This is a genomic window from Psychromonas marina (assembly GCF_030161115.1).
Classification (GTDB): Bacteria; Pseudomonadota; Gammaproteobacteria; order Enterobacterales; family Psychromonadaceae; genus Psychromonas; species Psychromonas marina.
In genome coordinates, this window is the sequence record NZ_BSPQ01000001.1 from 269,362 (window position 1) to 284,388 (window position 15,027).

At 39.1% G+C, this 15,027-nt stretch carries 11 protein-coding genes and 4 tRNA genes; 3 read left to right on the forward strand and 12 right to left on the reverse strand.

The genetic code is table 11. The annotated features are described in order from the left end of the window. The first annotated feature begins 270 nt into the window (after positions 1–270). On the forward strand, positions 271–912 hold the full coding sequence (locus QQK09_RS01340) for a DsbA family protein (protein WP_284202305.1): 642 nt from the start codon (positions 271–273) through the stop codon (positions 910–912). Between the two features lie 90 nt (positions 913–1,002). On the opposite strand, the gene tesB is transcribed toward QQK09_RS01340, so the two are convergent. From tesB to thrA, 4 genes are all read right to left on the reverse strand, one after another. Next, positions 1,003–1,899, reverse strand: coding sequence for an acyl-CoA thioesterase II (gene tesB / locus QQK09_RS01345; RefSeq protein ID WP_284202306.1), 897 nt, complete (start codon positions 1,897–1,899; stop codon positions 1,003–1,005). A gap of 89 nt (positions 1,900–1,988) precedes the next feature. After that, complete coding sequence (thrC, locus tag QQK09_RS01350; protein WP_284202308.1) at positions 1,989–3,266, reverse strand: threonine synthase; 1,278 nt, start codon at positions 3,264–3,266, stop codon at positions 1,989–1,991. Then, positions 3,263–4,219 carry a homoserine kinase gene (thrB, locus tag QQK09_RS01355; RefSeq protein ID WP_284202309.1) on the reverse strand — a complete coding sequence of 319 codons (957 nt, stop codon included), beginning with the start codon at positions 4,217–4,219 and terminating at the stop codon, positions 3,263–3,265. The genes thrC and thrB overlap by 4 nt, the downstream gene beginning before the upstream one ends. A 1-nt stretch (position 4,220) precedes the next feature. Then, positions 4,221–6,680, reverse strand: a complete 2,460-nt coding sequence (gene thrA / locus QQK09_RS01360; protein ID WP_284202310.1) for a bifunctional aspartate kinase/homoserine dehydrogenase I — start codon at positions 6,678–6,680, stop codon at positions 4,221–4,223. A gap of 732 nt (positions 6,681–7,412) precedes the next feature. Here thrA and arcA point away from each other — a divergent pair. Then, positions 7,413–8,129, forward strand: coding sequence for a two-component system response regulator ArcA (arcA, locus tag QQK09_RS01365; RefSeq protein ID WP_284202311.1), 717 nt, complete (start codon positions 7,413–7,415; stop codon positions 8,127–8,129). A 184-nt stretch (positions 8,130–8,313) separates the two neighbouring features. Here arcA and QQK09_RS01370 read toward each other — a convergent pair whose 3' ends face one another. The 8 genes from QQK09_RS01370 to uvrY all read right to left on the reverse strand — a co-directional run bounded on the left by QQK09_RS01370 (position 8,314) and on the right by uvrY (position 12,831). Further along, positions 8,314–8,793, reverse strand: a complete 480-nt coding sequence (locus tag QQK09_RS01370; RefSeq protein WP_284202312.1) for a transcription elongation factor — start codon at positions 8,791–8,793, stop codon at positions 8,314–8,316. Between the two features lie 247 nt (positions 8,794–9,040). Beyond that, positions 9,041–9,126, reverse strand: a tRNA-Leu gene (locus tag QQK09_RS01375). Positions 9,127–9,186: 60 nt separating this feature from the next. Then, positions 9,187–9,272, reverse strand: a tRNA-Leu gene (locus QQK09_RS01380). A 14-nt stretch (positions 9,273–9,286) separates the two neighbouring features. Beyond that, positions 9,287–9,360: transfer RNA gene (locus QQK09_RS01385), tRNA-Cys, on the reverse strand. Positions 9,361–9,376: 16 nt separating this feature from the next. After that, a tRNA-Gly gene (locus tag QQK09_RS01390) sits at positions 9,377–9,451 on the reverse strand. A gap of 180 nt (positions 9,452–9,631) precedes the next feature. Beyond that, on the reverse strand, positions 9,632–10,180 hold the full coding sequence (pgsA, locus tag QQK09_RS01395; RefSeq protein ID WP_284202313.1) for a CDP-diacylglycerol--glycerol-3-phosphate 3-phosphatidyltransferase: 549 nt from the start codon (positions 10,178–10,180) through the stop codon (positions 9,632–9,634). A 74-nt stretch (positions 10,181–10,254) separates the two neighbouring features. After that, entirely contained in the window at positions 10,255–12,105 is a 1,851-nt protein-coding gene (gene uvrC, locus QQK09_RS01400) for an excinuclease ABC subunit UvrC (protein WP_284202314.1), read from the reverse strand. An 81-nt stretch (positions 12,106–12,186) separates the two neighbouring features. Beyond that, entirely contained in the window at positions 12,187–12,831 is a 645-nt protein-coding gene (gene uvrY, locus QQK09_RS01405) for a UvrY/SirA/GacA family response regulator transcription factor (RefSeq protein WP_284202315.1), read from the reverse strand. Positions 12,832–13,872: 1,041 nt separating this feature from the next. Between uvrY and QQK09_RS01410 the strand changes: the two genes are divergently transcribed. Beyond that, the gene (locus QQK09_RS01410) at positions 13,873–14,967 is read left to right on the forward strand and encodes an ABC transporter ATP-binding protein (RefSeq protein ID WP_284202316.1); all 1,095 of its coding nucleotides are present in this window, start codon (positions 13,873–13,875) and stop codon (positions 14,965–14,967) included. Positions 14,968–15,027 lie beyond the last annotated feature (60 nt).

The window sequence follows — 15,027 nt, forward strand, 5'->3', positions numbered from 1 at the left end:
AATTTCTCCATTTTCTATTAATACCAATTACGATAAGTTTCTATATATACGTGACTTATAAATAAAAAGAAAAATACACTTTTTATATTAAAATCAATAGCTTTAAAGTTTGATAATAAAAAAAACGGATCATTTTTTCAATATACTATTTAACTTTTTGAGTTCATATAAATAACAAAAACAGTAGTGTCATAAGTACATAGTAAGATATTGATGGTATAACTAGATAACGGTCATGAGTATTGAACATCACAACGAATAGGATTTCATATGTCAAAATCATCACTAAACAAAATACAGCTTTATTATGTTTACGACCCAATGTGTAGTTGGTGTTGGGGTTACCGTCCAACTTGGCTAGCGTTAAAAGATGCCCTACAAACACAATTGCCAGAAGTTGAAGTGAGTTACCTGTTAGGTGGGTTAGCAGCAGATTCTGATGCGCCGATGCCAGAGGATATGCAACAATTTTTAGCGAAAACATGGCATACAATAGCGAATCAGCTAGGTACTCAATTCAATTTTGATTTTTGGCAAGATTGCCAACCAAGACGTTCAACTTACCCTGCTTGCCGCGCATGTTTAATCGCAAGGGAGTTTGGCTTAGAAGAGCAGATGAAATTTGCAATCCAGCAAGCTTATTATCTACAGGCAAAAAACCCATCCGATGACAGTACGCTTATTGCGCTAGCAGGACAATTAGGAATAAATGAAACGGAGTTTAGTGACAAGTTATTAACTTCAGAAACACAACAAAAATTAATGGCTGAAATAGAGTTGGCTCATTCATTACCTATTCGCGGCTTTCCTTCGTTGGTCATGAGTATTAATGGCAAGTTTCATTCCATAGCCATTGATTATCAACATTGGGAAAATAGCTTTAAAGAGATTAAGAAAGCGATCAGTTATTAACTATCGCGCTCAGTTACAAACCTTAAGTCAAAACCTGATAGTGCCTTGTGGTTTTGACTTAACTGATAGCTGACGGCTGAAAACTAATAGCTACTTATCTTCACTCTTTTCTTTCGCTTTAACTTTCACCTTTTTCTTACGAATCAAGCCCTCTTGAATCGTAGAAGCAACCAGCTTGCCTTCACGGGTAAAAAATTGACCACGTACAAGACCACGCCCATCTGAAGCGACGGTGCTTTCAACCGAATACAGTAACCAATCGTCCAAACGAAAATCATGATGAAACCACATAGAGTGATCCACTGTGACTACCTGCATATCCGGTGAGAAAAATGACTCGCCATGGGGTTGTAATGCAGTGGGCAGAAAATTGAAATCTGATGCATAGGCTAATAGATAGCGATGAACTCGAATATCATTAGGCATTTTCCCGTTAGCTTTAAACCATACGAACCTTTTTGGCGGTTCAACCTCTGGCTCTATAGGATGCACAAAAGTAACCGGTCGCATTTCAATGGGTTTTTCACAAATCAATTTATCACGAATACTCTCAGGCAACATATCAGTATGGATCAGTGCCATATCTTGCTCTGAAATTAAGTCTTCTGGCGCAGGTACATCTGGCATTTCATCCTGATGTTCAAAGCCTTGCTCTTTCGCTTTAAAGGAGGCAGTCATATAGAAGATAGCCTGACCATCTTGAATCGCTTTGATACGCCTTGCTGACAGGCTACGACCATCACGAATTCTTTCTACATCATAAACAATGGGGCGATCTGTTTTACCCGCTCTTAAAAAGTAGGAGTGAAAAGAGTGTACTCTATGCCCCTCTATAACAGTTTCTTTTGCGGCAGAGATAGCTTGCCCCATTACTTGACCACCAAATACGAGCCCTAATCCAAGATCCTGACTTTGGCCACGAAAGAGATTCTCTTCCAGTTTTTCCAAACTAAGCTGGTCGAGCAAATCATTTAACACTTTTCCCATATTAAACTCCTTGGCAAATAGAAAAGGGCGTATTAAACGCCCTTTTAAGTAATGTATTCAGTTAATTATACTAAAGTAGTATTAAAAAACTATAACGCCATTAACAGTTCTCGTACTTGTGAAAAATCGACTGGCATCTCTTTAGAAAGCAAGTCTAAATCTGCACGTGAAGCAAGCTCTTCAGGAATGAAAATTTCACGTCCTAAAATTTCTTCAACACTCTCTTTAAATTTTGCAGGATGAGCAGTACATAGGAATAAACCTGTTTCGCCCTCTTGAAGTTGCTTAGTTAACTCACTGTATGCGATTGCACCATGTGGTTCACATAAGTAACCAAGTTTATCCATCGCCACTAATGTTTCTTTGGTTTCTGCATCACTTAACTTACCGTAACCTAGCTCACTTAAAGACCAACCTTTCACTTTAAACAGCTCTTCAATACGCGGCCAATTGTTTGGCGCGCTCACATCCATTGCGTTTGAAAGCGTAGGAATTGTCGTTTTTGGCGTCCAAGCTTCACCCGCTAAATAACGAGGAACAGTATCATTTTCGTTGGTTGCAGCGATGAAACGTTTGATCGGCAAACCTAATGCTTTTGCTAATAAACCCGCGGTTAAATCACCAAAATTACCACTTGGTACTGACACAACTAACGCTTTACGTTGTGTTTCATCTAACTGAGCAAAGGCTTCAAAGTAGTAACAGATTTGTGCAACTAAACGGCTGATATTGATTGAATTTGCAGAATTAAGACCAATCGCCTGTTTAAGTTCTTGATCATCAAATGCTTGTTTAACCATCGTCTGACAATCATCAAAGGTACCTTCAATGGCAATCGTCGTAATATTACCACCAAGTGTACAAAACAGTTTCTCTTGTAGTGGGCTGATTTTACCTTTTGGATAAAGGATAACCACATCGATATTTTCCATGCCATAAAAAGCATGCGCAACCGCGGCACCAGTATCACCTGAAGTCGCTGTTAAAATAGTAATTTTACCGCTGTCTTTAAACGATGCTAGACACTGCGCCATAAAACGGCCGCCAAAGTCTTTGAATGCAAGTGTTGGACCGTGGAAAAGTTCTAACGCATTAATATTATCAGTCACTTTTTTAACTGGCGCTTCAAAAGTAAAAGCATTCGATACAATGCTTTTTACCGTTTCTTTGCTCAGCTCATCACCAATAAGGTGTGATAATATTTCTGTTGAACGGTCAACTAAATTCATTTTAAGTAGTGCGTCAATATCAGCTAATGGTGCGATCGTTTCAGGGAAAAATAATCCTTGTCCGCGTCCTAGGCCTTGTTTAACGGCTTGTTGAAAATTAACTTGTTCGCTGTTGTCGGTGATGTTGTATAAATTCATAGTTCTGTTCCTAACACGCGCGCACCCTGTTCATCAAGGTGGCAAATATGACAAAATCCTTCATCGTTTTGAAGGAAGTTTTCCGTTAACCAATGTTGCAAAGATTGAGCTTGCTTCAGGTCTGTCATCACGGCAAAGACCGTTGGACCAGATCCTGAAATACCCATCGCCATTGCGCCACTTTGCTCAGCAAAAAGACGCGCCTCTTTAAAGCCCGGAATCAATTGCGAGCGATAAGGTTCAGCAATCACATCCTTAAGCATTTTTGAAGCCAACTCAGGTTGATTGCTATGACAAGCATGCACAAATGCGCCTAAACGACGGCCATAAGTGAGGGTTTCACTCAAACGATACTGCGCAGGTAAAATGTCACGTGCTGCAGCCGTTGAGATAGTAATACCAGGGTAAGCAACCACCCAGCACCAATGTTGAAACGAAGGAATTTTCTGACTAATAATGTCACCTTCGTTAATCATTAATTGCATGCCACCTAAATAACAAGGTGCCACATTATCGTAATGTACGCCACCACTAATAATGCCCTCCATCTCGCCCATAATAGCAAGCATGACGTTTTCATCTAGTGGGTGCTTATGAAGTGCATTAAGTGCCTCTAATGCCGCAACAATTGAGCTTGAACTTGAACCTAAACCGCTGCCGACTGGCAAATTTTTCTCAAGGGTAATATCTACGTTTAATAGTTTTGTATCGGTTTTTAGCAACGCAGCTTTAAACGCGACATAACAATCGAAAACGATGTTCTTTTTAGGGTCATCTGGTAGTTTATCGGCAAAACGTCCGACACAGGCAAAGCTAAACGCTTCACTGCCTTCACTAATTTTTACACGGTCACCTAATTGCTGACCATCGATAGGCGTTAAAGCGCCCCCTAATACATCAAACCCGACGCTTACATTGGCAGTAGAAGCCGGTGCGTAAACAACTAATGACATATTAAAACTCCTGTTTCCAGTTCAGAGTACGTAAAACATCAGCAAATACCCCTGCCGCTGTTACTTCAGTACCTGCACCGTAACCACGTAATACTAATGGAATTGGCTGGTAATATTGGCTGTAGAACGCCAGTGCATTTTCACCGTCTTTAACTTTGTTTAATGGGTCATCAGCATCAACCGCTTGGATACTACATTTACATTTACCATCAACGATACTACCGATGTAACGTAATACTTGGTTATTCTCATCGGCTTTTGCTTGCAACTCTTTAAAGTAAGCATCAGCTTCTGGTAGGCGAGCCATAAACTCATCCGCGGTGCCTGTATCGTCAAAGCCCGGTGGTAACGCTTGCTCTATCTCAACATCATCCAGTGAAATTTCCATACCGGCTTCACGTGCTAAAATAAGTAGTTTACGCGCAACATCTGTACCGCTTAAATCATCACGCGGATCAGGTTCAGTAAAGCCCATATTACGTGCTTGAGTCGTTACATCAGAGAACGACTGACCTTCATCAAGCTTACCAAAAATGAATGATAATGAGCCTGATAAAATACCGTTAAATTTAACTAACTGATCACCCGCGTTAAACAGGTTTTGCATGTTTTCAATGACCGGTAGACCTGCGCCTACGTTTGTATCGTAAAGAAACTTACGACGCTTCATCAATGCCGTTAAGCGTAATTGGCGATAGTAGTCCATGCTACTGGTATTGGCTTTTTTATTGGCCGTTACTACATGGAAACCCGCGCCTAAGAAATCAACATAACGCGCTGCTATTGCATCGTTACTCGTACAATCAACAATTACCGGGTTAATAATGTGAGAATCGTTTACTAATGATTGCATTTTAGAAAGAGAAAGTGGATTAGTTGCATCTTTTAACAGATCGCGCCAGTTATCAAGCTCAATACCCTTCTCATCCATTAACATCACGCGACTATTCGCCACACCACACACACGGATTTGAATATTACGATCCGCTAAGTGTGTTTGCTGGCGATGAATTTGATCAACCAATGCGCCGCCAACACCACCACAACCAATCAGGAATAGATCGATATATTGCGTACTGCCAAAGAAACAGTGATGACAAGCAGCCACCGCTTCCTGTGATTTTTTATTTGAAACAACCGCAGAAATAGAACGCTCTTCCGATGACGTTGCAATCGCAACAACATTAATAGAAGCTTCATTCATTGCCATTAAAAAGCGTGCAGCAACACCCTTGGTGCTTTTAATGCCGTCACCAACCAGAGAGATAATCGCTTGGTTTTCAATAATATTAATTGGCTCTAATAGCTTTTTCTCAAACTCTAAGGTGAACTCATCTTGTAAAACAGCAACTGTTTTATCCGTATCTGCCTCATGAATACAAAAGCTTAAGCTGTACTCTGAAGACGATTGACTGATTAAAATCAGTGAGACGCCTGAACGAGAAATAGTAGAGAAGATACGACCAGCCATACCTACAATACCCTTCATACCTGGGCCTGAAATGCTCAATAACGTTAGATTTTTAAGATCCGTAATACCTTTAACGTACAGTTCATCATCAACTTCACCGCCAATTAAGGTACCTGGTGCTTGTGGGTTATTGGTATTTTTGATCAAACAAGGAATATGATGCTGGGCAATTGGAGCGATTGTTTTAGGGTGTAAAACTTTCGCACCAAAGTAAGAAAGCTCCATCGCTTCTGCGTAGCTTAATGAACTTAATAGCTGCGCATCTTTTACTAAGCGCGGATCACAACTATAAACGCCATCCACGTCAGTCCAAATTTCACAACATTGCGCTTTTAAACAAGCGGCTAAAACTGCTGCTGAATAATCAGAACCGTTACGCCCCAGCACAAGAGTTTCACCCTGCGCATTACCCGCAGTAAAACCAGGCATTAAGTAGATAGCACCTTTTACGATACCCTCTGCTTCAAACAGAGCACGTGACGCTTCAATATCAATTTGCGCTTCTAGGTAGCCACCTTTTTTAGATAATAGCTTTTGTTGCGGTTTAATGACTTCAACTTTATGCCCCTTGGCAATTAATAACTGCCTCATGCAAGCAACACTTAACAACTCACCTTTACTTAAAATTTGAGCTTCAATGCTCGCAGGGCATTGCGATAGTAAACGCACACCTTCAAGTAGCTCACCTAAGTGAGAGAGCTCACGCTCAAAAAGTGTTTTTAACAGATCATCTGCAAGTTCTGAATAGGTACTTTTTAATCCTTTAATTAATTCGGCAAAAATACGTTGAATATCAATCAAATGGGTTTCAGCTGATAACCCGTTACTGGTTTTTTCTACCACTGCAACTAAGTTATTGGTCACACCTGCTGGCGCAGATAGAACTAAAGCAATTTGAGACTGCTGCTGATTATTAATTACGATATCGGCAACTTGATTAAAACGTTCAGCATTTGCTAGCGATGTTCCGCCAAATTTAAGTACGCGCATTTTTAGAATTCCTGCTTTCTATATAATAAAAAACCCGCAAATAGGGGCGGGCTTTAAAAGGTCATTTATCTCATTAATTTAACAATGCTTACAGCCTGTTTACAAAAACCAGCAAAATAAAGATTAAATTGATGAAATAAACGGCTATACATAATCTTTACTAAACTTATCATGAAAAAAAAAGAGAATTCATTGTAGCAAAGCTTTTAAAACTGTTAAACAATTCGCTGACTATTCTGCTTATTTTAAACAGATCAAATAGTCAGGTTGATTCATATCAATAACAACTTGTATATACAAGCGAATCCTAACAATATAGTTGTTATCTTAATGTTAACTATTTATAGTGACAGCCATTGAAATAGCACCCTTAACACGTTACAGATCACACTTATTTAGTGTCTATCTAAAGGTTATGTTATTTGCATCAACAAAAAAGCAACAAATGTAAATTCATTGACTAATTATTTAACTACAATAAAGAAAAGATCAACTACATTTGTTTGCAAAATTAAGTGCTTGTGTGATGTTACACATTAGCAGAAAAAATTTAACTACTCATATTTGTTAAAAACAGGTAAGCCGCATTTACATATTTAATTGTAAACACTCAAGCAAGGCAACGATGCTTAGGGAAAGAGGACGCGCAGTTTAATTGAATATTTCCTATGAAATAAGCTTCAATGGCAAGAGTTGAATAGTAACTAAAGAATTTAAAATTAGGAGTAAACCATGTCCACAGCCAATATACTTGTCGTTGAAGATGAGCTAGTTACACGCAGTACACTCAAAAGCGTTTTTGAAGCAGAAGGTTACAAAGTATTTGAAGCGAATGATGGCAACGAGATGCACACAGTCATTAGTGAAAACAATATTAACTTAATTATCATGGATATTAACTTACCAGGTAAAAACGGATTATTATTAGCACGTGAGTTACGTGAAATTCAAAATATCCCGTTAATATTTTTAACTGGTCGTGATAACGAAGTGGATAAAATTTTAGGTCTTGAAATTGGTGCTGATGATTACATCACTAAACCATTCAACCCACGTGAATTAACTATCCGTACACGTAATTTATTAACACGTACGATGCAAGATAACCTCTACTTTGAAGAAGTTCGTCAGAAAGTTGAAAACTATAAGTTTAATGGCTGGACACTTGAGATCGATAGCCGTTCTTTAATCAGTCCACGCGGTGATCTGTTTAAGCTGCCACGCAGTGAGTTCCGAGCGATGTTACATTTCATCGAAAACCCAGGGAAAATTCAGACACGTGCAGAGTTATTAATGAAAATGACTGGCCGTGAATTGAAAGCACACGATCGTACCGTAGATGTAACGATTCGTCGTATCCGTAAGCACTTTGAAAGTGTGCCAGAGGGTGCAGAAATTATCGCAACAATCCACGGTGAAGGTTACCGTTTCTGTGGCGACTTAGATTAAGTCCCAAACAAGATTATTAAAATATTAAGGCGCTTAAAGCGCCTTTTTTATGTCTGCTTGTAAAGCCAAGAAAGCTATCAGTCTTTAGCTATTAGCGGTCAGCTACAACTTTAAATCAAAAGCGCGCGCTTCTAGTTTCCTCTATTTCAGAAGTACTCGCTAAATACTCACTGGCAGCTTTTCATCAATGAATATCAATCACTTCATAATTAATTTTCTTACCAGCGATATTCACACTAATCTCTTGTTCAATTTTAGTTTGTTCAAGAACCTCACCTAGTGGTGAGCTTGCAGTAACCACCATGATACTTTTCCCTTCAAACGCAACTTTCAATCCACCAGCACAAGGTCCAAAGAACAGCCACTTTTCATTATCGTGCTCATCTAACAAAAGCACTAAAGCACCTAACGATACGCTTGTATAAGATTGTTCGGCATGAAGACTTTTAAATGCAGCAATATCAGCTGCACACTGCTCAACGCGTACTGATTGCCCATGAGCCAGATAAGCAGCCTCTACCGCTAAGGTATCATATTTGTTTTCAGCAATATTCTCGTTATCTGTCGCGGTTTCATGTGCACGTGTAGCCGCAACAACCGCATTTAGATGTACATTCTCTAATGCAGCGATCAATTGCTCTAATAATATTTTTTTATTCATCATTTAGCTGTCGTGGCCCTTTCATTAAGCATGATCTAGAGGTGTGATAATACCCAAAGAACCATGCAATACAAGGAAAGTCACGTTAGAAACAAAGACTGCTTTTATTAGTGATTACAAAGACAGAGATAATAAGGCGCACTTATTGATTTTACTGAAAGCTGAAAGCTGATAACTGAAAGCTGATAACTGATAGCTGGATTTTATTACAGACATAAAAAAACCAGCTAGAAGCTGGTTTCTTTAAAAATGGTGCCCGGAGCGAGACTTGAACTCGCACGCACAGAATGCACAAGATTTTAAATCTTGGGTGTCTACCGATTCCACCATCCGGGCAAAACTTTGAGTTGAACTTTACTACAAAAAAGCCTCGTATAAATACAAGGCCTTTCAAAATGGTGCCCGGAGCGAGACTTGAACTCGCACGCACAGAATGCACAAGATTTTAAATCTTGGGTGTCTACCGATTCCACCATCCGGGCAAAACTTTAAAATTTGGAGGCGGAACCCGGAGTCGAACCGAGATAGATGGATTTGCAATCCACTGCATGGCCACTCTGCCATTCCGCCAAATTTTATACTTAAATGGAGCGGCACAAGAGGTTCGAACTCTTGACCCCAACCTTGGCAAGGTTGTGCTCTACCACTGAGCTAGTGCCGCATCGTTATTTAAGTCTTTATCTTAACAAGAAGTGTTTAACGTTTCCCGTTTCGATGTGGCGCATTTTAGAGATTTTCTGCTTTGAGTCAACACCCTTTGCCACTTTTTTTTATAATTACTAACTGTTCGATTGTTTTTCACACTAAACGTTTAATAATTCATCTTTATTGAACGTTTATATTAACTTTGACTCTTCAGTGCAGGCCAAGCAGCTTTCAGATAAACAATCATTGACCATAACGTCAGTACAGTTGCAATAAACATAGATGCAAAACCAACCCACTCCATCATTTCAGATTGTTGCCAGATAAGAAGAAATAACGCTAACATCTGTGCAAAGGTTTTAACCTTACCAATATTTGAAACGGCAACACTTGCACGTTGCCCCAGTTCCGCCATCCACTCACGCAGTGCTGAAATCAATATTTCACGACAAATCATGATCATCGCAGGAATTGCTACCCAAATATGTGCGTAATGCTCAACAATCATGACCAATGATACTGCCACCATGATTTTATCTGCAACAGGATCTAAAAAAGCACCAAATGGGGTAGATTGATCTAACTTACGCGCAAGGTAACCATCTAAGATATCGGTGATACCCGCTAATAAAAAAATAAAAGCAGCCATTTGTGCAGCCCAGCTAACAGGCAAGTAATACACAACAACAAAAATGGGAATTAAAAATATACGAAAACCAGTTAAAACATTGGGAATATTAATCATTAAAAAATCCTTTCTATAGAACGCCTATTTTTGCATTTTATTGTTTGCTAATGCAAATAGTTCCCGCTTATTTATTACTTCAAAGTTAACGCTTCATGAATGTTTTCAGCTAAAGCCACACTAATACCATTTATTTTCGCTAACTCATCGACACTCGCCGCTTTTACTCCCTGTAAACCACCAAAATGATTAAGTAATAACTGACGACGCTTAGCACCAACGCCAGGAATTCCTTCTAAGGTGCTGGTTCGTCTTTTCTTATCCCGTTGACCACGATGCCCAGTAATAGCAAAACGGTGTGATTCATCTCGTATTTGCTGAATAAGGTGCAATGCCGGCGAGTCTGCTGCAATCTCCAATATCTCATGGCTATCAGCTAAAATAAGCGTTTCTAATCCAGCCTTTCGAGTCACCCCTTTGGCAATACCAATGAGCAATGGGTATTTTTCAGTAAAATTTTCAGCAAGGGAACTAATAATGGTTTCAGCTTGATTAAGCTGCCCAAGCCCGCCATCGATAAAAATGATATCTGGAATATTTTCGATACTTTGCTTTTCTCTAAAACGCCTCGCTAATACCTGCCCCATTGCCGCATAATCATCACCGGGTGTAATTCCGGTTATATTAAAGCGGCGATAGGCCGATTTTTTAGCCCCTTCTCGATCAAATACAACACAGGAAGCCACGGTTTTTTCACCCATCATATGCGAGATATCGTAACACTCCATGCGTTTGATCGGTTCAATCAACTCAAGCTTCTCTTCCAATAGCTGATAACGCTGTTGCACATTGTTCTTTTGACTCAGGTGAGTTTGCAGGGCAACTAGCGCATTTCTTTTGGCAAGTTTGACAAATTTGGCACGTTCACCACGCATTTCAACTTTGAGCGTGGTTTTATAACCACAATATTCAGTGAACAGTTCAGTGAAGGTAAAGCGCTCGGCAAAATCATCACTGAGTAAGATCTCTTTAGGAATTGCACGTCCATTTTGCCCTGAAAGATAAAACTGGCTCAGAAATGCAGTTAGCACCTCTTCGGGGTTAGAGTTTTTAGGCACTTTGGGAAAGTAGTTACGGCTGCCCAATATTCTGCCTTGGCGGACAAATAATAGATGAAAACTGGCAATCCCGTGTTCATAAACAAAACCGAGCACATCAAGTTGTTCAATATCACCACTTACCCACTGTTGTTCCTGTACTTTTTTTAACGATTGAATCTGATCACGGCGCGTCGCTGCTTTTTCAAACTCCAAGGTTTCACTGGCCAACTGCATCTCATCAATCAACAGATCGATCACACGTTGGCTTTTGCCAAGTAAAAATTCTGCCGCTAGCTCAACTTGATGCGCATATTCCGATTCCGGCATCGCATTAACACAGGGCCCTAAACAACGTTTTAACTGATACTGCAAGCAAGGGCGAGAGCGATTGGCATAATAACTATCTTCACATTGGCGTATAGGAAATAACTTTTGCATTAGATGCAAGCTTTCACGTACTGCCCCACCACTTGGATAAGGACCAAAATAGGTGCCTTTACGTTTACGATTTTGCGAACGCACTAAGGTTAACTGCGGATGTTTATGATCACTTATAAATAGGTAAGGGTAAGATTTATCATCACGCAACAATACATTGTACTTAGGTTTATATTGCTTAATAAAGTTATGCTCTAAAATCAACGCTTCCGTTTCGGTATGGGTAACGGTCACTTCGATATTAACAATATGACTGACTAGCGCGAGTGTTTTGGGATGTTTTTGAGTTAAGCTGAAATAACTACTTAGCCGTTTTTTTAAATTCTTCGCTTTGCCTACATAAATGATAATGTTTTTACTATCAAACATGCGGTACACACCTGGCTCAGTGGTAACCGTTTTTAAGAATGCTTCTGGGGAGAACTGTTCAGAGGGTAATTGGCTCATAAAAAAAAGACACCTTGCGGTGTCACTTCATCAATAACAGCGTTATTACACGCTGTTTTATAAAACACGTTAGCAGGTAGTTTATAGCGTATCTGCATCTAACATACCGTAACGAATAGCTAAGTGGGTTAACTCCACATCACCATTAACACCCAATTTATCAAATAAGCGATAACGGTAGCTATTAATCGTTTTAGGGCTAAGACTTAACTGCTCAGAGATATCAACAACACGTTGTCCTTTAGTGATCATCATCATTATCTGCAGTTCACGCTCAGATAAAACGCTAAAGGGATCATCTGAAACGGGGGAAATTTGTGATAACGCCATTTGCTGTGCGATTTCAGGTGCTAAATAACGTTGCCCCGCATTCACGGCACGAATCGCGGCTAGCACTTCATCAGGTCCTGCGGCTTTACTAAGATAACCGACAGCGCCCGCTTGCATCACTTTTGAAGGAAATGGGTTTTCTGTATGCATAGTGAGCATAATAATTTTAATATCTTCATTAATACGAAGAATACGATGCATCGCATCTAAACCACCAATACCGGGCATATTAATATCCATCAATACAACATCAGGGTGATTACTGCGACACCACTTTACAGCATCTTCTCCGCTTTCTGCTTCACCAATTACTTTCATGCCTCGAACATCATCAATGATACGGCTAATCCCTGTGCGTACTAATTCATGGTCATCTACCAACAGGATATTTATCAAAATTTTTCTCCGCATTGCTTTCAAGCAAAATATTTAAGGTCTAGATAGTAACGAAACTAAAACCTTTTTAACATCTAAAAACATCATGTCAGCCATTAATCAATCCCTAATTGTGATCAGTATAAGTGAGTTACCTCACCAACCAAACAAATGTAACATAAAATACTAAGTAAAATAATAATAACAGAAAGAATTAATCGGTAACTATCTGTATGGAAGGGATTAATAATGGAATGAAATACATAGCAAGAATGACAAAATCATCACATTAAAAGGCGTAAAAGTAGTTCGTCAGAAACACGCTATAATAGGTTGATATCTCATTAAAGGTAAAATATCGCCACTAAAATCAGATCGCAGTGTTGTACGTATTATTAAAAACAACGATAGATAATCAGACGTTATGACTATATGCCTCCTTATTTATTAAACATAAAATGTTATCTCGAATTGAAAAATGATTAAAATAAATTGCACCATTTAAAGCCCCCCAAACAAGAAACATCAAAAAAAGCAACCTTACACAACTCAGGCAAGTCCTTTTGAATTAATAAGTAATACAAATAAACAGGGCTTGTGGTTGTATTAATTTTGAAACGACAGACCAAAAAAACAACAACAAGTAATTAATAAATAATACAAATAGCTTAAATAAGAAAAAATAAACCACTTAAAAAAAACACCAGATCGGCTACAAAAGCACCACAAAACATCAAAAAACTGCCTCACACCGCACTAAATAGGCTATTTATTGATATAAGACAAAGAAACCACCCTCGAAATTTACTCTGTCAAGCCAGAATAATGATCAACGCCTCAATAAATACTACAAAACATGCCAAAAGAATGACCTAGTTTGTATTAGTTGACTAACTCCGTTTACTCCCCTCATTCCTTATAGTACTAATATAACAATATTATCAATGAACAATATTACTATTGAATAATATTAGCACTGCGCAATGTTGTTATTGTAATGAGTAATTTTTAAATTCGGGGTTAGCCGCCCCCTTTTCAAAGTTTTGATGGAGTAAAACGAAGATGTCGACTGTTAAGTTAAAAAATCTTGTGAAAAGTTACGGTGACGTAACTGTAGTTCAAGGTATCAATCTAGAAGTTAAAGCAAAAGAGTTTGTTGTACTTGTTGGGCCTTCTGGCTGTGGCAAATCAACAACACTAAGGATGCTGGCCGGATTGGAAGAAATTAGTGGTGGGGAAGTGAGTATCTCTGATCGTGTCATTAATGATGTCGCACCAAAAGACAGAGATGTTGCGATGGTGTTCCAAAATTACGCACTCTACCCACATTTAACCGTTGCTGAGAATATCGCATTTGGTTTACGTATTCGTAAAGTGCCAAAAGATGAAATTCGTAAAATAGTTGCAGATGTAGCAGAAACCCTCGAGCTAACCCCTCTTCTTGAACGTCGCCCAGCAGATTTATCTGGTGGTCAGCGTCAACGTGTTGCGATGGGTCGTGCAATTGTACGTCACCCAAAAGTATTTTTATTCGATGAACCGCTATCAAACTTAGATGCAAAACTTAGAACGCAAATGCGTGCTGAGATTAAGCAACTTCATAAGCGTTTAGGCGTTACTAGTGTTTACGTAACACATGACCAAGTTGAAGCGATGACACTTGCAGACCGAATTGTTGTAATGAGTGCCGGTAAAATTGAACAGGTTGGTACACCAATGGAGCTGTTTAATAGCCCTGCGAATACCTTCGTTGCAACATTCATCGGTTCGCCGCCAATGAACCTAATCGAAGCAACAGCAGAAGTCTCTGATGCGGGTTGTTATGCATTGTTTGAAGGCCAACGTTGTTTATTACCTACTCTTAGCCAATTGAGCGATGGCGAAGAAATCATCATCGGTATCCGCCCAGAGTACATTGAGATTGAACCTGTTGCAGATGCAACGGCCATTGATGTGAAGATTGATTTAGTTGAAACATTAGGCTCAGAAGCACTATTACATTGTAAATTTTTAGATAAGCCATTCGTTATTAAAGTTGAAACGCATGGACAACTGACTCATTTAGAGAATCTAAATAAGCTGTACTTCCGTCAAAATGCCATCACCGTGTTTGATAAAAAGACAACAAACGCAATGATTGCTTCAGATAAAAAATAGGTTAGAGAATATTATGGAAGATATTAATAATTCACTAAGCACAGAAGACTCAATCTTGGT